This window comes from Streptomyces umbrinus (assembly GCF_030817415.1).
In the GTDB taxonomy this organism is placed as follows: Bacteria; Actinomycetota; Actinomycetes; order Streptomycetales; family Streptomycetaceae; genus Streptomyces; species Streptomyces umbrinus_A.
The window spans coordinates 6,563,880-6,586,108 of the sequence record NZ_JAUSZI010000002.1; the positions used below are offsets into that span (position 1 = coordinate 6,563,880).

Sequence of the window (22,229 nt, forward strand, 5' to 3'; positions counted from 1 at the left end):
AACGGGTGGTTCAGACGAGTGTGGCGGTTCAGGCCGGTGTGTCGTGCAGTGCCGTCGCCGCGACCCGGTCGAAGACCTCGCCGTCCGGCTCCTCGTGGTGAGCGCGCTCGTTGAGGAGGTAGGCCTGGGCCTCGCCCACGTGGAAGTACATCCCGTGCAGTTCGAGCGCGCCCTCCTGCAGTGCCCGGGCCACGGAGTCGTGCGCCCGCAGATGCTCCAACTGCTGCACCACGTTGGTCAGACAGAGCTGCTCGACGGCGTCGGCGGGTGCCCGGCCGGCGATGCGCGTCCAGGGCCGGTCCTTGGCGGCCATCCGCTCCAGACTGGGCAGCCCGTGCCGCAGCCACCGCTTCAACGGCGTCTGCGCGCCGCCCGGTTCGGTGTTCATCAGCGCCTGCATCGCCCCGCATCCGGAGTGCCCGCACACGGTGATGGACCGCACCTGCAGCACCTCCACCGCGTACTCGATCGCGGCCGCGACCGAGTCGTCGGCACTCTCCTCGCCGGGCGGCGGTACGAGATTGCCGACGTTCCGTACGACGAAGAGGTCGCCCGGGCCGCTGGAAGTGATCATCGACGTGACCAGCCGGGAGTCTGCGCAGGTCAGGAAGAGCTGCGAGGGCCGCTGCCCCTCCCGCGCGAGCCGGGCCAGCTCACCGCGCACCAGGGGCGCGGTGTTGCGCTGGAACGAGCTGATGCCGCTGGCCAGTTGATGCCCGCTGCGACGCCCGTCCTGCGGGGCGCTCTCGGGGCGCTCGCAATGGTGGTTGCGCCAGGGCGTCCAGGGCCGGCAGTGGCAGTGCGAGGTCTCTCCGGTGCCCCCCTGGACGTGGGGCGCGGCCAGCCGGGCCCCCGTCCGTCCGGTCAGCTCGACGGAGCCGCCCTGCGCGAGGTGCGTGCTCTGCCAGTCGTGCAGCGACTCGTACGCCGCGTGGTCCATGAAGGAGCCGTCCAGCTCGACCACGGCATCGGCCCCCTGGGGCACGAGATGCAGGGTCCGGCTGAGGCGCGGCACGGCGAGGAACGTCAACTGCCCGCGTACGCGTACGTGGTGGACGCCCGCCGAGTCCACGTCGTGGGTGATCCGGGTGCGGGTGAGCCGGTGCATGGCGACTCCGACGGCCACGGCGACCCCCAGCAGGACGCCTTCCAGGACGCCGAGGACGACGACGCCGAGGGTCGTGACCGCGTACACCAGCACCTCTCGGTGGCGGGTGACCGTGCGGATGTGGTGCAGGGACACCATCTGGATTCCGACGGCCATCACCAGGGCGGCGAGCGCGGCGAGGGGGATCAGCTCCAGGACCGGGACCATCAGCAGCGCGGCGACCACCACCCAGACGCCGTGCAGCATCGTGGAGTTCCGGCTGACCGCTCCCGCCTGCACGTTCGCCGAGCTGCGCACGGCCACGCCCGCGACGGGGAGCCCGCCGAGCGATCCGGAGACGATGTTGGCGGCGCCCTGTCCGAGCAGCTCGCGGTCGAGGTCGGAGCGCTTCTGCTGGGTCGGCCGCCCGGCCGTGAGCTTGTCCACGGCGACGGCGCCGAGAAGCGACTGGACGCTGCACACCAGCGTGACGGTGAGCACGGCGGCGGTGATCCCGAGCGCCGGGCCCTCGGGCAGTCCGGCCAGCGCGTGGCTCCGCCAGGACGGCAGGTCGACCTTGGGCAGGGTGAGCCCGGCGAGCGCCGCCGTGGTGGTGGCCGCGGTGACGGCGACGAGCGCGGCGGGCACCTTGCGAAGGGCCCGTCCCACGCGTCCGGGGATCCGGGTCCAGGCCAGCAGCAGGACCAGCGTCAGGGCGCTCATGGACAGCGCGGCCACCTGGGGGTGGGCCAACTGTCCCGGCAGCTCCCGGATGTTGGCGACGACCGAGCTGCGCGGGGAGCCGCCTAGCACGATGTGCAGCTGGGCCACGGCGATGGTGATGCCGATGCCGGCCAGCATGCCGTGCACGATCGCGGGGCTGACGGCGAGGGCGGAGCGGGCCACGCGCAGGAAGCCCAGGCCGAGTTGGGCGAGACCGGCGAGGACGGTGATGGCGCAGGTCGTGCGCCAGCCGAACTTCTGGATGAGATCGGCGGTGACCACCGTGAGCCCGGCGGCGGGGCCGCTCACCTGGAGCGGGGCGCCGCCGAGGCGGCCGGCCACCAGCCCGCCCGCGGCGGCGGCGACGAGCCCCGCCTGCAGCGGGGCCCCGGTGGCGAGGGCGATGCCCAGGGACAGCGGAAGGGCGATCAGGAAGACGGCGATCGAGGCGGACAGATCGGCGCCGGCGATGCGGGGGACACGGGGGAGCCGGGGGGTTCGGCGGCGGCGCTCGGGCGGGCTGTGCGGCCGCCCCTCGTCCGGCATGTGCGATGAGTCGTCGGTGCGGGTGGGGACGCAGGCAGGCATGGTTCCCGTCTTCCTCCGGGGCTACGCGGTCGCTTGGGGCGCGGCCGTGGGTCACGGCGTACAGCGGCGGGATTTCTCAACGCTCGGTAAATGAATCGTAATGGAGAGTAAAGGACGTGTGCGAAAAAGTAGCGCAAATGGGTCAGTAATTCACTCCAGGGAGTGATTAATCATTTTGATCGGCTTGTCGTGCTAATTCATTCCGGGATCCCTGCGATCTTGGGGGAGCTGTCGGTTTCTGTCCGTTTTCTCGGGGTTATCCGGGATTTCACCGCACGGAATCCCTTCCGCTTCGGCCCGAATGAAGGAAGAAGGTGGGCGGTACATGGCCACCACTCAGAGGATCGCCGCGGGTGTCACGGCCGCCGCGGCCTGCGCCGCGGCGCTCGCCGGCTGCGGTATCGGTGACACCGGCGTGGAGAAGGGCGCGCACGGTGACGGCGCTCGCGACGCGACGAAGGCCGCGGGCGCCCCGGCACCCAAGAACGCGGTCCGTCTGATCGGCGACGGCTCCACCGCCTTCACCGGCGCGCAGCCGCACCTGCCGCGGCCCGAGCGCCTGAAGCCCGGTCAGAAACCGCCCCAGTTCGTGGTCTTCTCCTGGGACGGGGCCGGCGAGGACAGCCAGCGGCTGTTCTCGCACTTCCGCAAGGTGGCCAAGGTCAACAACGCGACGATGACGTACTTCCTGAGCGGTGTGTACATGCTTCCGGAGGCGAAGCGTGAGCTGTACCGGCCGCCGCGGCACTCACCGGGCCGCTCCGACATCGGCTTCAATGACGAGCAGGGCATCCAGGACACCGTGCGGCAACTGCGCGGCGCCTGGCTCGAGGGCAACGAGATCGGCACGCACTTCAACGGCCACTTCTGCGGCGGCGGGGGCGGCGTGGGCCAGTGGTCGGTCGAGGAGTGGAAGGACGAGATCGCCCAGGCCAAGTTCTTCGTCAAGTCCTGGAAGAGCACCACGGGTACGGCGAAGGGCTCCCCGCTGCCCTTCGACTACGACAAGGAACTCATCGGCGCCCGCACCCCCTGTCTGGAGGGGCGGAAGAACTTCATGCGCGCCGCCCGGGAGCTGGGCTTCCGCTACGACACCAGTGGCGTCAACAACCAGGTCTGGCCCAAGAAGGAGAAGGGCCTGTGGGACCTGTCGATGCAGCTCGTCCCCGTCCCGGGGCGCGCTTTCGAGACGTTGACCATGGACTACAACTTCCTGGTCAACCAGTCGGGCGCCACCACCCGGGGCAACCCGGCCAAGCACGCCTACTGGGGCGATCAGATGCGGGACGGCCTGCTCAAGGGCTTCTCTCGCGCCTACAAGGGCAACCGTGCGCCCCTGATCATCGGCAACCACTTCGAGTCCTGGAACGGCGGCACGTACATGCGCGCCGTCCAGGAGACCATCGAGCGCGTCTGCACCAGGTCCGAGGTGCGCTGCGTCTCGTTCCGCCAACTCGCCGACTGGCTCGACGTCCAGGACCCGAAGACCCTGGACAGACTCCGTACCCTCAAGGTGGGCGAGGACCCGAAGGGCGGCTGGACGTCGTTCCTCACCGAGGAACCTGCCCCGGCCCCCGTCTCCGAGCAGCCGCCCTCGGCCCCCCTCGCCGAGCAGCCCGCCCCGGCCCCGAAGGGCGTCCCGGGAGCACCGGCGGTCAAGCGGTAGCCCCTGGGGGCGGGCGACCGTACGGCGTGAGGCTCAGGCCCTGGCGGCCTCGGCCTCGCGCAGGACGAACTCGGGGTCGACCTGGGCCGCCAGGTCGGCGCCTGTTCGTTCGTTGCCCCAGGACTGGGCGTTCTTCAGGTGGAAGTGGACCATCTGGCGCGTGTAGCGCTCCCAGTCGCGCTGCCCGTACGTGGCGTCGGCCGCGGCCTGAAGGGCGCGCAGCGCACGGCGGTTGCCGTCCTCCAACTGCTCGAACCTGGGCGGGCGGCCCTTCTCCATGGCGCGCACCCAGTCCGAGTGACCGACCGTCAGCAGCAGGTCGTCGCCGACCTCGCCCCTCAGGAAGTCGATGTCGTCCTGCCCCTGCACCTTGTTGCCGACGACCTTCAGGGTGACGCCGAAGTCGCGCGCGTACTCCTTGTACTGGCGGTAGACGGAGACTCCCTTCCGGGTCGGCTCGGCGACGAGGAACGTGATGTCGAAGCGGGTGAACATGCCGGACGCGAAGGAGTCCGAGCCCGCCGTCATGTCGACGACGATGTACTCGCTCTGGCCGTCGACGAGATGGTTCAGGCAGAGCTCCACTGCACCGGTCTTGGAGTGGTAGCAGGACACTCCCAGGTCGGCCTCGGTGAACGGGCCGGTAACCATCAAACGGACGGTGCCGCCGTCGAGTTCCACGGGCCGCGCACAAGCCTCGTACACCGGGTTGTCCTCGCACACCCGCAGCAGACGGGAGCCCTCGCCGGGCGGGGTCGTCTTGATCATCGTCTCGGTGGACGTGATGCGCGGGTTGGAACCGCGCAGGTAGTCCTTGATGAGCGCGAGCCGATCGCCCATGGCGGGCAGTCGCTCGGCCTCCTCGTCGGCGAGGCCGAGCGCGGGCCCGAGGTGCTGGTTGATGTCGGCGTCCACCGCGACGACGGGCGATCCGGTGGACGCGAGGTGGCGCACGAAGAGCGAGGACAGGGTGGTCTTGCCGCTGCCGCCCTTCCCAACGAAAGCAATTTTCATGTTCATTAAGGTAGCGGTGCGACGGCGTCCGGGGGCCGCCACACGTGAAGAAGACCACTCATTAGTGGGGTGCGGGCCTGGTGTGCGTAGGGTCGTACTCATGAGTACGACAGGTGGGAACGCCGACCCGCTCGCGGCGCTGGGGTCGCTGCCCGGCGTGGCCGAATCCGTGGAGTCCGTGCGCAAGGCCGTGGACCGGGTCTACGGGCACCGCATCATGCGGCGCCGCAGCAACGCGATCACCTCGGAGGCGGCGCTGCGCGGCGCGCGCGGTTCCGCGGCGCTGTCCGGTGCCGACTGGGCCCTCGAAGAGGTGCGCCGGCGGGCCGACTTCAGCGGCGACGACGAGGCCCGCGTGGTGGGCTCCGCGCTCAGGCTGACCGCCGAGGCGGGCCAACTCCTGTCCATCTGGCGGCAGTCGCCCCTTCGGGTACTGGCGCGGCTGCACCTGGTGGCCGCCGCCGACAAGGGGGACGCGGTCGGGCGTCCACGACTGGACGGCGAATCCGTCACCGAGACAGCCGCGGCCGCCGCCGCGGGACCGCCGTTGATCGGACTTCCGCTGCCGGACGCGGCCGAGGTCGAGGGCCGTCTCGACGGTCTGGCGCGGCTGGTCGTCGCGGGGGGTTCCGCACCCGCCCTGGTGACCGCCGCGATCGTGCACGGCGAACTCCTCGCGCTGCGCCCCTTCGGTTCCCACAACGGCCTGGTCGCGCGCGCGGCCGAACGCATCGTCCTGGTCGGCAGCGGCCTCGACCCCAAGTCCGTCTGCCCGGCGGAGGTCGGTCACGGGGAACTGGGCCGCGCGGCCTACGCCTCGGCCTTCGAAGGCTATGTCTCCGGCACTCCGGAGGGCATGGCCACCTGGATCGCCCACTGCGGCAAGGCGATCGAACTCGGCGCAAGGGAGTCGACTGCGGTGTGCGAGGCGCTTCAGCGAGGGGCTGCGTAGGGCTTGTGGGCTCCTGAAGGGCCCCTGGCCCTTGAAGCACTGGACCTTGAAAATGCCCCTGAACAGGGTTGCGGCGGTACGGGGTCCGTACCGCCGCTGGCATGTCCACCCGGTTACCAAGCGTCCTCGAGATATTGCCCATCAGGTCGGGAACTGTTGCCCGTCGCCTGGTGCGGCTGGCCCGTAATCGACGGGTCGACGTCGCGTGGGTGCCCGGTGTTCATGCGCGGTCCGTGGGGCCTCGGTTGCGTTTGAAGGTAATCCTCTCGGATGTCCTTGGTCTCGCGGGCCGTTAACCCCTTTGTACTCCAGGTCCGGAGGAAGCGGAACCCCTCGCTGTACTTCTTTACTTTTGGGGGCAAAGGTGGTGAATCGGGCGCATCCGCGGCTCGTGGATCACGCGGCTGCCGCGCGCCGACGGCTCGCGTACCAGACCAGACCCGCCGTGGCGGCCGCCGCTCCTATGGCCGCGGCGGCGACGAGGGCCGGCCGGGGCGGCACCGACAGCCGCTGCTTCAGCCGGACCGGGTGGTGGAAGTCGAGGATGGGCCACCCGCGCGCGGTGGCCTCGCGGCGCAGTGCGCGATCGGGGTTCACGGCGTGCGGATGGCCGACCGCCTCGAGCATCGGGATGTCGGTCGCCGAGTCGCTGTAGGCGTAGCAGCGTGAGAGGTCGTACCCCTCGGACGCGGCCAGCTCCTTGACGGCCTCGGCCTTCGTCGGGCCGTACGCGTAGTACTCCACCTCGCCCGTGAAGCAGCCGTCGTCGCCCACGATCATCCGGGTCGCCACCACCCGGTCCGCGCCGAGCAGTTCGCCGATGGGTTCGACGACCTCGGCCCCCGACGTGGAGACGATCACGACGTCCCGCCCGGCGATGTGGTGCTCCTCGATGAGGGACGCGGCCTCGTCGTAGATGATCGGATCGATCAGGTCGTGAAGGGTCTCGGCGACGATTTCCTTCACTTGTTGGACGTTCCAGCCACGGCACAGCGCCGACAGGTACTCACGCATCCGCTCCATCTGGTCGTGGTCGGCGCCGCCCGCGAGGAAGACGAACTGGGCGTATGCGGTGCGTAGCACCGCCCGGCGGTTGATCAGACCGCCTTGGTAGAACGACTTGCTGAAGGTGAGCGTGCTCGACTTCGCAATGACCGTCTTGTCCAGGTCAAAGAAGGCCGCTGTGCGGGGCAAGGAGTGGTTTTCCACGGGGTCGAGCATATGCGCCCGCCATTCGGGCTAGTGTGGGGCGCGTGGGTTTGCCTGAGAGGGCTCTCGGGTACACCATGGAAGTCACGGATCGTTCGCGACCGTGCTAACCCGGTCCGGCTCCTCCCCCCCCGAGTCAGACCGTGGGGACGACCCCCGCTCTCCCCCCCGGCGGGGGTCGTCGCATGTCCGGGTGGGTTTTCAACCTTATTTTTTCGAACGCCGGGCCCTGTTGTGCGGGCTGCGGCGTTCCTCTGCGTCTGCACAGGATTCGTAACTGTGGGTAGTCGTCGGCCTGCTCTAAGAGAGTCGTACAGCAGTCACTCATCGGTCACCGGTTTGGGTGAAGGCGATATTCACAACCGTCGAGTTGTCCACAGTTATCGACCAAGATCCACACGATTTCCTGGATCGCTGCACCGTGATTCCAACGCGCACCGCTCGCGGAAGTTCATGGCCGGTTCCGATTGTCCGGCGGCTATGGCCGGTTCGTATCGGCGGTTCATATGGAGGGCCGGTTGCCGGTTCTTCGCGCGGGCGGGAATCGCGGGGCCGCAGGGGCGCCGTGAGGAAGCAGCGAAGGGGGCTGGAGATCGTGGCGGGAGCAATCACACACGACCGGCTGTCGGCCGCCGAGGGGCGGCAGGGCGGACCGTTGATCGTCACGGAGGACGCGGATCTGCTGGACGACCTGCTGCGGCTGTGCGCCGCGGCCGGCGCCCGGCCCGAGGTCCACCACGGGGTGCCGGAGCGCGGCGGCGGCTGGGAGACGGCACCTCTGGTGCTCGTCGGCGACGATGCCGCGCGACGGGTGCGGGGAGCCGCGCGCAGACGCGGCGTGGTGTTGGTGGGGCGGGATCAGGACGATTCCGGGGTCTGGCGGAGGGCCGTGGAGATCGGCGCCGACCATGTTCTGCTGCTGCCGGATGGCGAACAATGGTTGGTCGACCGGATCGCCGACGTGGCCGAGGGAGTCGGTCCGCCGGCCCTCACCGTCGGCGTGATCGGCGGTCGCGGCGGCGCCGGATCCTCCACGCTCGCCTGCGCGCTCGCGGTCATCTCGGCGCGCCAGGGAAGGCGCACACTCCTTGTCGACGCGGATCCGCTGGGCGGCGGACTCGATGTACTCCTCGGCGGAGAGGCCGCCGAGGGCCTGCGCTGGCCGGACTTCGCCGCGTCGCACGGCCGGGTCGGCGGCGGCGCCCTGGAGGAGTCGCTGCCCTCGTTGCACGCCCTCCGGATCCTCAGCTGGGACCGCGGCGACTGCGTCAACATCGCACCCGAGGCCGTCCGGGCCGTGCTGGCCGCCGCCCGGCGGCGAGGCGGGGCAGTGGTCGTGGACCTGCCGCGCCGGATCGACGAAGGGGTCGCCGAGGCCCTCGCCCAGGTGGACCTGGGCCTGCTCGTGGTCCCCGCCGAGCTGCGCGCCGTCGCGGCGGCCGGGCGGGTGGCGTCCGCGGTCGGCATGGTCCTGAAGGACCTGCGCGTCGTGGTGCGCGGACCGTACGCGCCCGGTCTGGACGACCGGGAGGTCGCCCGACTGCTCGGCCTCCCGCTGGCCGGCGAAGTCCCGGTGGAGACGGGTCTGTTGGCGGCCCAGGAGCGAGGGGCACCGCCCGGCGCGGAAGGCCGAGGGCCACTGGCCCGCTTCTGCTCGACGTTCTGGGAGCGGACGGCTGTGGCGGGAGGGGGCGTATGAGCGGGAGTCCGCCTGCGGATGTGGGGCTGATGGGTCGGCGCGCGGGCGGGAGTCTGTCTTCGGACACGGGGCTGCTGGACGGGGTTCGGCAGTGGCTTGCCGAGAGTGGGGCCGAGCCGACTCCTGCGCGCGTGGCGCAGGCACTGCGGGAACAGGGGCGGGTGCTCGGGGACGCCGAAGTCCTCGGGGCGGCTGAGCGGTTGAGGTCGGAACTGGTCGGCAGCGGGCCGCTGGAACCCCTGCTCGGTGATCCCTCGGTCACCGACGTGCTGGTCTCGGCGCCTGACCGGGTGTGGGTGGACCGGGGCGGCGGCCTGGAGCTGACGGCCGTCTCCTTTCCGGACGCGGCGGCCGTACGACGCCTCGCGCAGCGCCTGGCGGCCGTGGCCGGGCGACGGCTCGACGACGCGCACCCCTGGGTGGACGCCCGGCTCCCGGACGGCACCCGGCTGCACGCGGTACTGCCACCGGTCGCCGTCGGCTCGACGTGCCTGTCGCTACGGGTCGTACGGCCACGGGCCTTCACGCTCCCCGAGTTGGTGGCGGCGGGGACGGTACCGCCGGGCGGGGACCTGCTGCTGCGGGCACTGCTCGACGCGAGGCTTTCCTTCCTGATCAGCGGCGGCACGGGGAGTGGCAAGACGACGCTGCTGAGCGCCTTGCTGGGCCTCGTCGGGCCGGGCGAGCGGATCGTGCTCGCCGAGGACTCGGCGGAGCTGCGCCCCGACCATCCCCACGTCGTACGGCTGGAATCCAGACCCGCCAACCAGGAGGGCGCCGGCCTCGTCACGCTCCAGGACCTGGTGCGCCAGGCCCTGCGGATGCGGCCGGACCGGTTGGTCGTCGGCGAGGTGCGTGGGCCCGAAGTGGTCGCCCTGCTGGCGGCTTTGAACACCGGCCACGAAGGCGGCTGCGGGACTGTCCACGCCAACGCTGCCTCGGGAGTGCCGGCCCGCCTGGAAGCGCTGGGCACGGCCGCGGGGCTCGACCGGGCCGCTCTGCACAGCCAGGTGGCGGCCGCGCTATCGGTGGTGCTCCACCTCGTACGCGACCGGGCCGGGCGGCGGCGGATCGCCGAGGTGCACGTGCTGGAGCGGGATCCGGCGGGGCTGGTGGTGACGGTACCGGCGCTGCGGTGGGGCGCGGAGGCCTTCACCTGCGAGCGGGGGTGGGAGCGGCTGAGGGGGCTGCTCGGCGGCATTGGGGACGTCTGGGACTCCCGGGGCGCCGGGCGCTCCGGGACTTGGGGCCCTGGGGGCGGCGGTCTGGCATCGGTGAGTTCCGTGAAGTCGGCGAGAGGGGTGAGGGGTTGTGACGGGGGTCGGTGAGGTGTCGGTGTCCGTGAGTGCGGCGATGGCGTGTGCCGGGGCGGCGGCCTGGCTGATGGGCGGGCAGGGGCCGGGGGCGCGGCGGGCGCGGTTGGTGTGTGCGGGCGGCGGGGCGGTCGGGGTCGGGCCGCCGGGGTGGGAGCGGGTCGTGCGGGCCGGAGAGCGGCTGCGGCGGTGGCATCGGATGCGGGGCGAGTGGTGGGTTCTGGTCGCAGGGGCGGTGGTTGGCCTGCTCGGGGCGTCCGTGGTGCCGCTCGTCGCGGGGGCGCTCGGGGTCCCGCTGGTCCGACGGGCCCGCCGTGCCGGGTCGGCACGGCGGGCGCGGGAGCGGCGGGCCGACGCGGTGATCGCGCTGTGCGGGGCGCTCGCGGGGGAGGTGCGTGCCGGGCGCCAGCCGGGTGAGGCCCTGCTCGGCGCGTCCTGTGACTCGGGCGGGCTGGGCCGCGCGCAGGCGGTGGTGCTGGCGGCGGCCCGGTTCGGCGGGGACGTGCCTGGCGCGCTCACCGACGCGGCACGACGACCGGGAGCCGAAGGACTGCTGGGCCTCGCCGCGTGCTGGCGCGTCGCCGTGGACCGCGGCGCCGGACTCGCCGCCGGGCTCGACCGGCTGGAAGGCGCGTTGCGTGCGGAGCGGGACCAACGGGCAGACCTGCGTGCCCAGTTGGCCGGGGCACGGTCGACTGCGGTGCTGCTGGCGGGACTGCCGGTGCTCGGACTGCTCCTCGGCACCGCGCTCGGCGCCGATCCGCTGCATGTCGTGCTGCACACCGGCGCGGGGCTGGGATGTCTGTTCGTCGGCGGGGTCCTGGAGGGCGTCGGACTGTGGTGGGTGCTGCGGATCGTACGGGGAGCGGAGGCGGGATGAGCACGGAAGTTGTCCACAGGCTGGGGGTCGCGCTGTGCGTCGTGGTGACGGTGTGGGCGCTCGCCCGGGCCCTGGGCGCGGCGCGGCGGGAGCGGAGGACGCGAAGGCGGTTGAAGGCCGTGGTGGCCATGGGCCCGGGGTCGGCCGTGGGCACGGGGTCGGCCGTGGGCACGGGGTCGGCCGTGGAGTCGGCTTCCGGCGGGCGGCGCCTGGAGGTGCGCGGTGAGCTGAGGCGGTGGTTGCCGGTCTTCGGCGCCCTGAGCGTCTGTTGGGCCGCCGTCGGAGGCGCGACCGGGGTCGTGGTCGGGCTCGTGGCCGGCTTCGGGATGTGGCGGTGGCAGCGGAGACCGGCGCCGGTGGAGGAGTTCGACGTGGGTCTGGCCACGCGGCAACTGCCCCTCGCCGCCGATCTGCTGGCCGCCTGTATCGCGGCGGGAGCCGGTCCCGCGGTGGCCGCCCGGGCGGTGGGCGAGGCGCTGGACGGGCCCGTGGGGCAGCGGCTGGCGCGGGGCGCGGCCGAGGTGCGCCTCGGAGGTGAACCGGCCGAGGCGTGGCGGGGGTTGGCCGCCCTGCCAGGGGCCCGGGCACTGGCCCGGTTGCTGGAACGGGCGGGCGAGTCCGGCGTACCGGCGGCGGGTCCGGTCGCACGCATCGCCGCGGACGCCCGCGCGGAGTGGGGGCGCACCGCCACGGCCCGTGCCCGGCGGGCGGGTGTCCTGGTCACCGCGCCGGTGGGGCTCTGTTTCCTGCCCGCGTTCATCGCCATCGGCGTGCTGCCCGTGGTGATCGGGCTCGCGGGCGGGGTGCTGGGCGGAGGCGGTGGGTGACGTACGGGACGGGGTGAACGGCGAGTGGTCAGGGTCGGCCAACGGCCAACGGCCAGGCGCCAAACGGCCGAAGGGCCGAAGGGCCAGTGGCCAACTTCAAAGGTCAACGGAACAGAGCTGTACGGGGGTTCGGATGAGCAAGGCAATGCGGCGAGTACGAGTACGAATGCTGGGGTCGGCTTGGGCGTGGGTCCTGGCGGGCCGGGACTGGAAGGTGCGGAGGGACGCCGGGATGGTCACCTCCGAGTACGCGATGGGGCTGATCACGGCGGTGGGGTTCGCCGTGGTGCTCTATGAGGTGCTGACCAGTGGGCAGGTGCGGGGCGCTCTGCAGGACATCGTGGGGCGGGCGCTCAATGGGCAGTTCTGAGGCCGGTGCGGAAGCGGAGGTGGAGGCCGGGCCGTCCGGTCCGGGGCGGGTTCGGAGTCCGGACATGCCCCTTGAGATGTCCCGGGACCGGGGTTTCGTGACGGCGGAGGCGGCCGTGGCGCTGCCCGTGCTGGTCGCGTTCACGATGGCGCTGGTCTGGGCGTTGATGGCGGCGGCCGCGTTGATCCAGTGCGTGGACGCGGCCAGGGCGGGGGCCCGCGCGGCGGCCCGGCAGGACCTGCCGGGCACGGTGCTGGCGGCGGCCCGCGACACGGCGCCGAACGGTGCGCGGGTCACCGTCCGGAGAGAGGGCGACCTGGTGCACGTACGGGTCGAGGCGAAGGCGCCGGGGCCCGACGCGCTGACCCTCGACCTGACGCACGAGGCCGCGGCCCTGGCCGAGGAGACGGTGGGGGCGGGCGGATGAGGTGGGCGGGGCTGCGGTCGCGTACGGGGGCCGCAACGAGAGCGGGTACGCGAGTGGGTACGAGACCGCGTGGGCGGACGCGTATAAGGGGCTTTGCGAGGGTCCCCGCGAGGGTCTTCGCGTCGGACCGAGGGTCGGCGACCGTCTGGACCGTGGGTGCGATCGCCGTCCTGTGCGTCGTGTTCGGTGCCGTCCTCGCCATGGGCCAGGCGGTGGTGATCCGCCACCGCGCGGGTGGAGCGGCCGACTTGGCGGCGCTCGCGGCGGCCGACGGCTGGATGGAGGGTGGGACGGCAGCCTGCGGGCAGGCGGAGCGGGTGGCACGGGCCCAGGGCACCCGGGTCGTGCGGTGTGCCGTCCAGGGCGAGATCTCGGACGTCACGGTCGCGGCGGGACGGGGACCGTTGACGGCGGAAGTGCGGGCCAGGGCGGGCCCGGCGGGGCCTGTAGGGCCTGTGGTTCCGGCCGGCCCTCCCGGATCGGCGGGATCGGAGGGCCCGGCGGGACCAGTTGGTCCTGGCACACATCCGGCGCCGGCCAGAGCGTCCGACCGAGCCGTCGAGGAGGTGGGGCCGTAACGCTCAGCCTCGGCTCTCCCCGGCCGGCTTCTCCGGTGCGCCCTTCAGCAGCACCGTGAGCAACCGCACCGCCCCCCGTTTGTGCAACGGCTCGTTGCCGTTGCCGCACTTGGGGGACTGGATGCAGGACGGGCAGCCGGCGTCGCACTCGCAGGAGGCGATGGCCTGGTGGGTGGCGGTGAGCCATTCGCGGGCCGTGTGGAAGGCGCGTTCCGCGAAGCCGGCGCCGCCGGGGTGGCCGTCGTACACGAAGACGGTGGGCAGGAGGGTGTCCGGGTGCAGCGGGACGGAGACGCCGCCGATGTCCCAGCGGTCGCAGGTCGCGAAGAGCGGGAGCATGCCGATCGACGCGTGTTCGGCGGCGTGCAGGGCGCCGCCGAGGATCTCGGGGTTCACGCGGGCGGCGTCGAGTTGGTCCTCGGTGACCGTCCACCACACGGCTCGGGTGCGGAGGGTGCGGGGCGGGAGGTCGAGCTTGGTCTCACCGAGCACCTCACCGGTGATGACACGACGACGAAGGAAGGAGACGACCTGGTTGGTGACTTCGACGGAGCCGTAGCACAACCGGCCGTCGCCCCAGGGGACTTCGACGTCCGTCTCCAGGACGGAGATGGCGGTGGTGTCGCGGGCAACCGTCGAGTACGGGGGGTTGGCCTCCTCGACCAGGGCGACGGAGTCGTCCAGGTGCAGCTCCTTCACCAGGTACGTACGGCCCTGGTGGAGGTGGACGGCGCCCTCGTGGACGGTGGCGTGCGCGGCCGCCGCGTCGACCGTGCCCAGCAGGCGCCCGGAACCGGCCTCCACGATCTGTACCGGACTGCCGCCCCCACCGCGGATGTCGGCCAGATCGGCGGCCCGTTCCCGGCGGGTCCAGTGCCATGACTTGGTACGGCGGCGCAGCAGCTTCGCGGCCTCCAACTGCGGCAGCAGTTCGGCGGTGGCGGGGCCGAAGAGGAGCAAGTCGTCCTCGGTCAGCGGAAGTTCAGCGGCTGCGGCGCACAAGTGGGGTGCGAGGACGTACGGGTTGTCGGGGTCGAGGACGGTGGATTCCACCGGCTGGTCGAACAGGGCCTCGGGGTGGTGGACGAGGAACGTGTCCAGCGGGTCGTCGCGGGCGACCAGGATCGCCAGCGCCCCCTGCCCGGAGCGGCCGGCGCGGCCCGCCTGCTGCCACAGGGAGGCCCGGGTGCCCGGGTAGCCGGCGATGACGACGGCGTCCAGTCCGGAGACGTCGATGCCGAGTTCGAGGGCGGTGGTGGCGGCGAGGCCGAGGAGTTCGCCGGAGTGGAGGGCCTGCTCCAGGGCGCGGCGTTCCTCGGGGAGGTAGCCGCCGCGGTAGGCGGCCACGCGGCGGGCCAGCGAGCGGTCGATCTCTGAGAGGCGTTCCTGGGCGATCACCGAGATCAGCTCGGCGCCGCGGCGGGACCGTACGAAGGCGACCGAGCGGACGCCCTGCACGGTCAGGTCGGTGAGGAGGTCGGCAGTCTCGGCGGTGGCGGTTCGGCGGACGGGGGCGCCCTTCTCGCCGTGGAGTTCGGTGAGGGGCGGTTCCCAGAGGGCGAACACCAGTCCACCGCGGGGTGAGGCGTCGTCGGCCACCTCCAGCACCTTCAGGCCGGTGAGGCGGGAGGCGGCGACCGAGGGCTCGGCCGCGGTGGCCGAGGCCATCAGGAAGACGGGAGAGGAGCCGTAACGGGCGCAGAGGCGGCGCAGCCGACGCAGCACTTGGGCGACGTGGGACCCGAAGACGCCCCGGTAGGTGTGACATTCGTCGATGACGACATAGCGCAGGGCGCGCAGGAAGGAGGACCAGCGGGGGTGTGACGGAAGTATCCCGCGATGCAGCATGTCGGGGTTGGTGAGCACGTAGTTGGCGTACTGGCGTACCCATTCGCGCTCTTCGACGGGCGTGTCCCCGTCGTAGACGGCGGAGCGTACGGCATTGCCCAGCGGTTGTGAAAGTTCCTTCACGGATCGGCGCTGGTCCGCTGCCAGCGCCTTTGTCGGGGCGAGGTACAGAGCGGTCGCACCACGGCCGTTCGGCGCCTCGGAGCCGTCGAGGAGCGTCGACAGGACCGGGACGAGATACGCCAGGGACTTCCCCGAGGCCGTGCCCGTGGAGACGATCACCGAGTCGCCGTCGAGGGCGTGCTCCGCGGCGAGTGCCTGGTGGGCCCAGGGATGTTCGATTCCCGCGGACTGCACCGCGGCGATGACCTCCGCGCGGATCCGGTCGGGCCACACGGCATGACGACCCTCACGTGGGGGCAAGTGCTCCGTATGAGTGATGCGCGAAACCCGGCTCGGCCCCGAGGCGAGCCGGTCCAGGATCTCGCCCGGCGAGGGGCGGGATGCGGTGTCCGTCGAGGTTCGATCGGATCGGTGATTCTTGGCCATCGGCATCGAGTGTGTCACTGGCGTGACGGACAATGGACCCAAGGCGTCGTGCACGCCTGCCGGTAAGTGATTGAATGCCATCGCGGCTGGCGAACCGTCCCGGGGGCTCTGCCGAGGTGTCCCTTGGGATGACCGCTCGATAGCAAGGTGCTGGAGGATCCGTGGACCTGTCCCTGTCGACCCGTACCGTCGGCGATCGTACGGTCGTCGAGGTCGGTGGCGAAATCGATGTATATACCGCGCCCAAGCTGCGCGAGCAGTTGGTCGAGCTGGTGAACGACGGCAGTTTTCACCTCGTCGTAGACATGGAGGGTGTGGACTTCCTCGACTCCACCGGGCTCGGCGTTCTGGTCGGCGGCCTGAAGCGGGTGCGTGCCCATGAGGGTTCGCTCCGGCTCGTCTGCAATCAGGAGCGCATTCTGAAGATCTTCCGCATCACCGGCCTCACCAAGGTGTTCCCGATCCACACCTCGGTCGAGGAAGCGGTGGCGGCCACCGACTGACCGGCCGTGGACCGGCCCGTCCCTGACTGGCCGGTCAGCGGCCGACAGCCGGATCCCGGACCGTGTCCGGGAGGCAGAAGTCAATGGAGGGGGGCCGGGTCTCGGCGACCCGGCCCCCCGACCGCACGCCCGTAGTTCCGAGGGGGATGCATGGCCACCGTTGAACTCCGCTTCAGCGCGCTGCCCGAGCACGTCAGGACCGCCCGACTGGTGGCGGCAGCGGTGGCGCGCAGGGCCGGAGTGGACGAGGCCGTTCTCGATGAGGTCAGGCTCGCCGTCGGCGAAGCCTGCACCCGGGCCGTCGGCCTGCACCAGAGTGGCGGAATCTCGGCGCCGGTGCGGGTGTCGCTGATCGAGGAGGAGAAGCAGTTCTCCATCGAGGTCGGCGACGAGGCCCCGCACACGGTTCCCGGCGACAAGACGCCGGGCGCCCATGGTGGAGCCAGTGACGCGGACGTCGAGACCGAAGAGGACGAGATGGGCCTCGCGGTCATCAGCGGCCTCGTCGACGACGTCGAAGTGACCGCCGGTGAGAACGGCGGCCTGATCAGGATGAGCTGGCCCACCACGCCGCCGGCTGCGCTCGTTCCCTGATCCACCCCCTGGTACTGCCCCACATGTGCGAAAGGGCCCTGCTCAGCAGGGCCCTTTCGCATGTCCGCACCCTCTTCTGATCAGGCTTCTGATCAAGCTCCGTGTTTTCGTGAATTAATTCACTATCCGGATTACGATCAACAATACGATCGGCTTTACGCCGCGCCGGGCGCCATTGGATCACGCGTCAATGCTTTTGAGGCATTACCACTTTCGGGTTCTGTGATGATCCCTGGATCATTTGCTGAAGAGCAAGTGAAGGCTAATTCCGCTTACCGCGCACTGTTTTGATCAGGTTCCGGTACCTACAATCCGTCCACATCTTGAGCTCGGTCCAAGCGTCAAGGAGGACGAATGGCGGGGCTTTCTACCCCTCATCAGTTTGACCAGCCCACTACCCTCGCAGCCGCGGTACTGACAGACGACAACCGTCTGATCGTGATGGTCATCGCGGCCGTCGCCCTTGCGGCGCTTGTCGTCGCCGGGGTCCTGGTACGCCAGGTACTCGCGGCGGGCGAGGGCACCGAGAGCATGAAGAAGATCGCGGTGGCGATCCAGGAGGGCGCGAATGCCTACCTGGGGCGGCAGATGCGCACGCTCGGAGTTTTCGCCGTCGTGGTGTTCTTCCTGCTCATGCTGCTGCCCGCGGACGACTGGAATCAGCGCGCCGGACGATCGGTCTTCTTCTTGATCGGCGCGGCGTTCTCGGCGACCACCGGCTATATCGGCATGTGGCTCGCCGTACGCAGCAATGTCCGCGTGGCCGCCGCGGCACGGGAAGCGACTCCGGCAGAGGGTGAGCCCGAAAAGGATCTCACCGCCGTCTCGCACAAAGCCATGAAGATCGCTTTCCGCACGGGCGGCGTCGTCGGCATGTTCACCGTGGGGCTCGGACTCCTTGGTGCGTCCTGTGTGGTTCTCGTCTACGCGGCCGACGCGCCCAAGGTCCTGGAGGGCTTCGGGCTCGGTGCCGCGCTGATCGCCATGTTCATGCGTGTCGGCGGTGGCATCTTCACCAAGGCCGCCGACGTCGGCGCCGACCTGGTCGGCAAGGTCGAGCAGGGCATTCCGGAGGACGACCCGCGCAATGCCGCGACCATCGCGGACAACGTGGGCGACAACGTCGGCGACTGCGCCGGCATGGCCGCCGACCTCTTCGAGTCGTACGCTGTCACGCTCGTCGCCGCGCTGATCCTCGGCAAGGCGGCGTTCGGCGACGCCGGGCTCGCCTTCCCGCTGATCGTGCCCGCGATCGGCGTACTCACCGCCATGATCGGCATCTTCGCCGTGGCTCCGCGCCGATCGGACCGCAGCGGGATGAGCGCCATCAACCGCGGGTTCTTCATCTCCGCGGTGATCTCGCTGGCGCTCGTGGCAGCGGCGGTCTACGCCTATCTGCCGTCCTCGTACGCCGATTTGGACGGCGTCACGGACGAGGCCATCCTCGGCCACGCCGGCGATCCGCGGGTCCTCGCGCTCATCGCGGTCGCCATCGGCATCGTCCTGGCCGCGCTGATCCAGCAGCTGACCGGCTACTTCACCGAGACCACCCGGCGTCCCGTACGGGACATCGGCAAGACCTCGCTGACCGGCCCGGCCACCGTCGTCCTCGCCGGTATCTCGCTCGGTCTCGAATCGGCCGTCTACACCGCCCTGTTGATCGGCCTCGGCGTGTACGGGGCCTTCCTGCTCGGCGGTACGTCCATCATGCTGGCGCTCTTCGCGGTGGCCCTGGCCGGTACCGGTCTGCTCACCACGGTCGGCGTCATCGTCGCCATGGACACCTTCGGTCCGGTCTCCGACAACGCGCAGGGCATCGCCGAGATGTCCGGTGACGTCGAGGGCGCGGGCGCGCAGGTGCTCACCGACCTGGACGCCGTCGGCAACACCACCAAGGCCATCACCAAGGGCATCGCCATCGCCACCGCGGTACTTGCGGCGGCAGCGCTCTTCGGCTCGTACCGCGACGCGATCCTCACGGCCGCGAACGAAGTGGGCGAGAAGGTCTCAGGGCCTGGTGCGCCCATGAACCTGATGATGGACATCTCACAGCCCAACAACCTGGTCGGGCTCATCGCGGGCGCCGCGGTCGTCTTCCTCTTCTCGGGGCTGGCGATCAACGCGGTCTCGCGGTCCGCCGGGGCCGTGGTCTACGAGGTGCGGCGGCAGTTCCGCGAGCACCCCGGGATCATGGACTACACCGAGAAGCCCGAGTACGGGCGCGTCGTCGACATCTGCACCAAGGACGCGCTGCGCGAGCTGACCACACCGGGTCTGCTCGCCGTACTGACGCCGATCGCGATCGGCTTCACACTCGGGGTCGGCGCGCTCGGCTCGTTCCTCGCGGGTGCCATCGGCACCGGCACGCTGATGGCGGTGTTCCTCGCCAACTCCGGCGGTGCGTGGGACAACGCGAAGAAACTCGTCGAGGACGGCCACCACGGCGGCAAGGGCAGCGAGGCCCATGCCGCGACGGTGATCGGCGACACGATCGGCGACCCCTTCAAGGACACCGCGGGGCCGGCGATCAACCCTCTCCTGAAGGTGATGAACCTGGTGGCGCTGCTCATCGCGCCCGCGGTAGTCAAATTCAGCTACGGCGAGGACAAGAGCGTGGGCATGCGGGTTCTCATCGCGGTGCTCTCGCTCGCCGTCATCGTGGGCGCGGTGTACGTGTCCAAGCGGCGAGGTATCGCCGTGAGTGACGAAGGCAACTCCGAGCGGGTGGCCAAGTCGGTGGATCCGGCGGTGGTTTCGTAGCCATCGGATGACCGGCCGGGTCATTGCCCGGCCGGGCTCCGCTCAACGGGCGGGCGGACGGCGCGTATTGACGTGCCGTCCGCCCGCCCGTGTGTGTCCACGCCCTGTTCGTGAGCCTTATCTCGCTTGGTGCAAATGGCTTCAATAACGGATGAAGTGGACCTTCGTCACGCTGGTGTCGCCCACTTGGCGTGTATGTTCCGGGGCCGAGAGCCATGGAAGGGACCAATCCGGTGAACAAGAAGCTCGCGGCCGCACTGTCCGGCGGTGCGGTACTGGTACTGGCGCTGTCGGGATGCAGCAGTGACGACAGCAGCGACAAGCTGAACTCCTGGGCCAAGCAGGTGTGTGACGCGGTGCAGCCGCAGGCGGTGAAGATCGAGGCCGCCAATACCGCGATCCAGAAGCAGACCTCGGACAACAGCACTCCGGCGGACGTCCAGAAGACCGACTCCAAGGCCTTCCAGGACATGTCCGACGCCTACAAGGCGATCGGTGCCGCTGTGAACAAGGCTGGGGCGCCCGACGTCGACGACGGCGAGAAGAAGCAGAAGGACGCCGTCACGGAGCTCAACACCATCTCCTCCTCGTACGCCGACCTCAAGAAGCAGGTCGACGGCCTCGACACGAAGGACCAGGCGAAGTTCGCCGACGGTCTGAAGGGGATCGCCACCCAGCTCGACAAGCTCAGCCAGAGCGGCAACGACGCCCTCAAGAAGCTGGAGGAGGGTGACGTGGGCAAGGCGATGGCCAAGCAGGAGAGCTGCAAGTCCGCCTCCACGTCGCCGTCGGCGAGCAAGGCCTGAGACCTGGGAACGAGACCTGCCCCCCAGGGGCATCGATCGTTCGTCAACCGAAAGAGGGCCCGGTACGCGCGCGTACCGGGCCCTCGGCCTGTCTCCACGGACGCCACCCGCGGACGCCGACTCCGGCTGTCCAGCTGATCCGGCCGATCCGTCTGCCCGGGCCGGTCCGTCTGTCCACAGGGCGCGCGCCACGGCGGCGGGAGCGGACACAATGGAGGCGTGAGTAACAGCAGCCTGGCACCGTTGCCCTCGTCCGACCGCACCGACGTCACCACACGCCTGCGGGAGGCCCTCCTGGGCGCCTCCTTCAGCGCCGACGGGCTGCTCGACCTGCTCGGCGCCCCCGCGTACGCGGCGCTGGCCCGCAGCGAGACCGTGCCCGCGCTCCGGGCCACCCGGGGCTACTCACCGCTGGAGGCGCTCGTCCGGCTCTTCCTGCTGCAGCAGCCCGTGCCGCACGCGCGCGTGGCGGACGTCCTGCCGGTGGAGGACTGCCTGGAGAGCGGCTGGCTGACCCGGACCGGCGGGGAGGAGGTCGCGGCGACGGTCGACGTACGGCCGTACGGCGGCCCGGGCGGCGAGGACTGGTTCATCGTCTCGGACCTCGGCTGCGCGGTCGGCGGGGCCGGCGGCATCGGCAGCCAGGGCCGCCCGGCAGACACAGCAGTCGTACTCGGTGTGGGCGGTGCGTCCACGACCCTCGCGGGCATCACGGTGCGTACGCCGGTGGGCTCGGCCCTCGATCTCGGCACCGGCTCCGGGATCCAGGCCCTGCACGCCGCGCAGCACGCCACGCGCGTGACCGCGACCGACCTCAACCCCCGCGCGCTGCACATCACCGCGCTCACGCTCGCCCTGTCCGGTGCCCCGGCGGCGGACCTGCGCGAGGGCTCCCTCTTCGAACCGATCGCCGACGACGAGTCGTACGACCTGATCGTCTCCAACCCGCCCTTCGTGATCTCTCCCGGCGCCCGGCTCACCTACCGCGACGGTGGGATGGGCGGGGACGATCTGTGCCGCACGCTCGTTCAGGAGGCGGGCGACCGGCTGAACGACGGGGGGTACGCGCAGTTCCTCGCCAACTGGCAGCACGTGGAGGGCGAGGACTGGCAGGACCGGCTGCGCTCCTGGGTGCCGCGCGGTTGCGACGCGTGGATCGTGCAGCGCGAGGTCCAGGACGTCACGCAGTACGCCGAGCTGTGGCTGCGGGACGCGGGCGACCACCGCTCCGACCCGGTGGAGTACCAGGCGCGGTACGACGCGTGGCTGGACGAGTTCGAGGCGCGGAAGGTGAAGTCCGTCGGCTTCGGCTGGATCAGCCTGCGCAAGTCGGCGGCCGCCCAGCCCTCGGTCGTCGTGGAGGAGTGGCCGCACCCCGTCGAACAGCCGCTCGGCGACACCGTGCGCGCGCATTTCGACCGCGTGGACTATCTGCGGGCGCACGACGACGCGGCCCTGCTTGCCGGGCACTTCAGGCTCGCGGGCGAGATCGTGCAGGAGCAGGTCGGGCTGCCCGGCGCCGAGGACCCCGAGCACGTCGTGCTGCGCCAGCACCGCGGGATGCGGCGGGCCACGAAGGTGGACACGGTCGGTGCGGGCTTCGCGGGCGTCTGCGACGGCACGCTGAGCGCGGGCCGGATCCTGGACGCCATCGCCCAACTGGTCGGAGAGGACCCGGTCCTGCTGCGGGACCGGACCCCGTCCCAGATCCGGCTGCTGGTCGAGCAGGGGTTCATCGAGCCCGCCCGGTGAGCCTTCCCGGGCCCGGCGGGAGAGTTTCCCGGACCGGCTCGCGTACGACGAGGAGTCGGCCCGCATGTGGCCACCGTGCACGAG

19 protein-coding genes are annotated in these 22,229 nt (G+C 70.9%); 15 read left to right on the forward strand and 4 right to left on the reverse strand.

The features are described 5' to 3' along the window. Positions 1–28 precede the first annotated feature (28 nt). Positions 29–2,398 carry a bifunctional SulP family inorganic anion transporter/carbonic anhydrase gene (locus tag QF035_RS29025; protein WP_307523485.1) on the reverse strand — a complete coding sequence of 790 codons (2,370 nt, stop codon included), beginning with the start codon at positions 2,396–2,398 and terminating at the stop codon, positions 29–31. A gap of 325 nt (positions 2,399–2,723) precedes the next feature. Here QF035_RS29025 and QF035_RS29030 point away from each other — a divergent pair, with 325 nt between their 5' ends. Then, entirely contained in the window at positions 2,724–4,064 is a 1,341-nt protein-coding gene (locus tag QF035_RS29030) for a hypothetical protein (RefSeq protein ID WP_307523486.1), read from the forward strand. Positions 4,065–4,097: 33 nt separating this feature from the next. On the opposite strand, the gene QF035_RS29035 is transcribed toward QF035_RS29030, so the two are convergent. Further along, a complete protein-coding gene (locus QF035_RS29035) occupies positions 4,098–5,084 on the reverse strand; it encodes an ATP-binding protein (protein WP_307523487.1) in 987 nt (328 codons plus the stop codon). A gap of 94 nt (positions 5,085–5,178) precedes the next feature. On the opposite strand from QF035_RS29035, the gene QF035_RS29040 reads away from it, so the two are divergent. After that, the gene (locus QF035_RS29040; RefSeq protein WP_307523488.1) at positions 5,179–6,030 is read left to right on the forward strand and encodes an oxidoreductase; all 852 of its coding nucleotides are present in this window, start codon (positions 5,179–5,181) and stop codon (positions 6,028–6,030) included. 396 nt (positions 6,031–6,426) lie between these two features. On the opposite strand, the gene QF035_RS29045 is transcribed toward QF035_RS29040, so the two are convergent. Further along, positions 6,427–7,251, reverse strand: coding sequence for an HAD family hydrolase (locus QF035_RS29045; protein ID WP_307523489.1), 825 nt, complete (start codon positions 7,249–7,251; stop codon positions 6,427–6,429). 583 nt (positions 7,252–7,834) lie between these two features. Here QF035_RS29045 and ssd point away from each other — a divergent pair. The 7 genes from ssd to QF035_RS29080 all read left to right on the forward strand — a co-directional run bounded on the left by ssd (position 7,835) and on the right by QF035_RS29080 (position 13,333). After that, the gene (gene ssd, locus QF035_RS29050) at positions 7,835–8,938 is read left to right on the forward strand and encodes a septum site-determining protein Ssd (protein ID WP_307531495.1); all 1,104 of its coding nucleotides are present in this window, start codon (positions 7,835–7,837) and stop codon (positions 8,936–8,938) included. A gap of 29 nt (positions 8,939–8,967) precedes the next feature. Beyond that, the gene (locus tag QF035_RS29055; protein WP_307531497.1) at positions 8,968–10,266 is read left to right on the forward strand and encodes a TadA family conjugal transfer-associated ATPase; all 1,299 of its coding nucleotides are present in this window, start codon (positions 8,968–8,970) and stop codon (positions 10,264–10,266) included. Between the two features lie 25 nt (positions 10,267–10,291). Next, the gene (locus QF035_RS29060; RefSeq protein WP_307531498.1) at positions 10,292–11,131 is read left to right on the forward strand and encodes a type II secretion system F family protein; all 840 of its coding nucleotides are present in this window, start codon (positions 10,292–10,294) and stop codon (positions 11,129–11,131) included. Beyond that, on the forward strand, positions 11,128–11,958 hold the full coding sequence (locus tag QF035_RS29065) for a type II secretion system F family protein (protein WP_307523490.1): 831 nt from the start codon (positions 11,128–11,130) through the stop codon (positions 11,956–11,958). The genes QF035_RS29060 and QF035_RS29065 overlap by 4 nt, the downstream gene beginning before the upstream one ends. Positions 11,959–12,091: 133 nt before the next feature. Further along, positions 12,092–12,328 (forward strand): DUF4244 domain-containing protein, encoded by a 237-nt coding sequence (locus tag QF035_RS29070; protein ID WP_373466742.1) that lies wholly within the window; start codon positions 12,092–12,094, stop codon positions 12,326–12,328. 64 nt (positions 12,329–12,392) lie between these two features. Continuing rightward, positions 12,393–12,755: a TadE family type IV pilus minor pilin gene (locus tag QF035_RS29075; RefSeq protein WP_307523491.1), complete on the forward strand. Its 363-nt coding sequence runs from the start codon at positions 12,393–12,395 to the stop codon at positions 12,753–12,755. An 83-nt stretch (positions 12,756–12,838) separates the two neighbouring features. After that, complete coding sequence (locus QF035_RS29080; protein WP_307531503.1) at positions 12,839–13,333, forward strand: Rv3654c family TadE-like protein; 495 nt, start codon at positions 12,839–12,841, stop codon at positions 13,331–13,333. A 3-nt stretch (positions 13,334–13,336) separates the two neighbouring features. On the opposite strand, the gene QF035_RS29085 is transcribed toward QF035_RS29080, so the two are convergent. Next, the gene (locus QF035_RS29085; RefSeq protein WP_307523492.1) at positions 13,337–15,811 is read right to left on the reverse strand and encodes a DEAD/DEAH box helicase; all 2,475 of its coding nucleotides are present in this window, start codon (positions 15,809–15,811) and stop codon (positions 13,337–13,339) included. Positions 15,812–15,891: 80 nt separating this feature from the next. On the opposite strand from QF035_RS29085, the gene bldG reads away from it, so the two are divergent. From bldG to QF035_RS29115, 6 genes are all read left to right on the forward strand, one after another. After that, positions 15,892–16,233: an anti-sigma factor antagonist BldG gene (bldG, locus tag QF035_RS29090; protein ID WP_003975386.1), complete on the forward strand. Its 342-nt coding sequence runs from the start codon at positions 15,892–15,894 to the stop codon at positions 16,231–16,233. A 150-nt stretch (positions 16,234–16,383) separates the two neighbouring features. Further along, positions 16,384–16,827 (forward strand): ATP-binding protein, encoded by a 444-nt coding sequence (locus QF035_RS29095; RefSeq protein WP_055618364.1) that lies wholly within the window; start codon positions 16,384–16,386, stop codon positions 16,825–16,827. A 60-nt stretch (positions 16,828–16,887) separates the two neighbouring features. Next, a complete protein-coding gene (locus QF035_RS29100) occupies positions 16,888–17,118 on the forward strand; it encodes a hypothetical protein (RefSeq protein ID WP_307523493.1) in 231 nt (76 codons plus the stop codon). A gap of 63 nt (positions 17,119–17,181) precedes the next feature. Beyond that, on the forward strand, positions 17,182–19,587 hold the full coding sequence (locus tag QF035_RS29105; RefSeq protein WP_307523494.1) for a sodium-translocating pyrophosphatase: 2,406 nt from the start codon (positions 17,182–17,184) through the stop codon (positions 19,585–19,587). A 215-nt stretch (positions 19,588–19,802) separates the two neighbouring features. Beyond that, positions 19,803–20,393 carry an oligoendopeptidase F family protein gene (locus tag QF035_RS29110; protein ID WP_143640322.1) on the forward strand — a complete coding sequence of 197 codons (591 nt, stop codon included), beginning with the start codon at positions 19,803–19,805 and terminating at the stop codon, positions 20,391–20,393. Positions 20,394–20,612: 219 nt separating this feature from the next. Further along, positions 20,613–22,145: a DUF7059 domain-containing protein gene (locus tag QF035_RS29115; RefSeq protein ID WP_307523495.1), complete on the forward strand. Its 1,533-nt coding sequence runs from the start codon at positions 20,613–20,615 to the stop codon at positions 22,143–22,145. Positions 22,146–22,229: the final 84 nt, after the last annotated feature.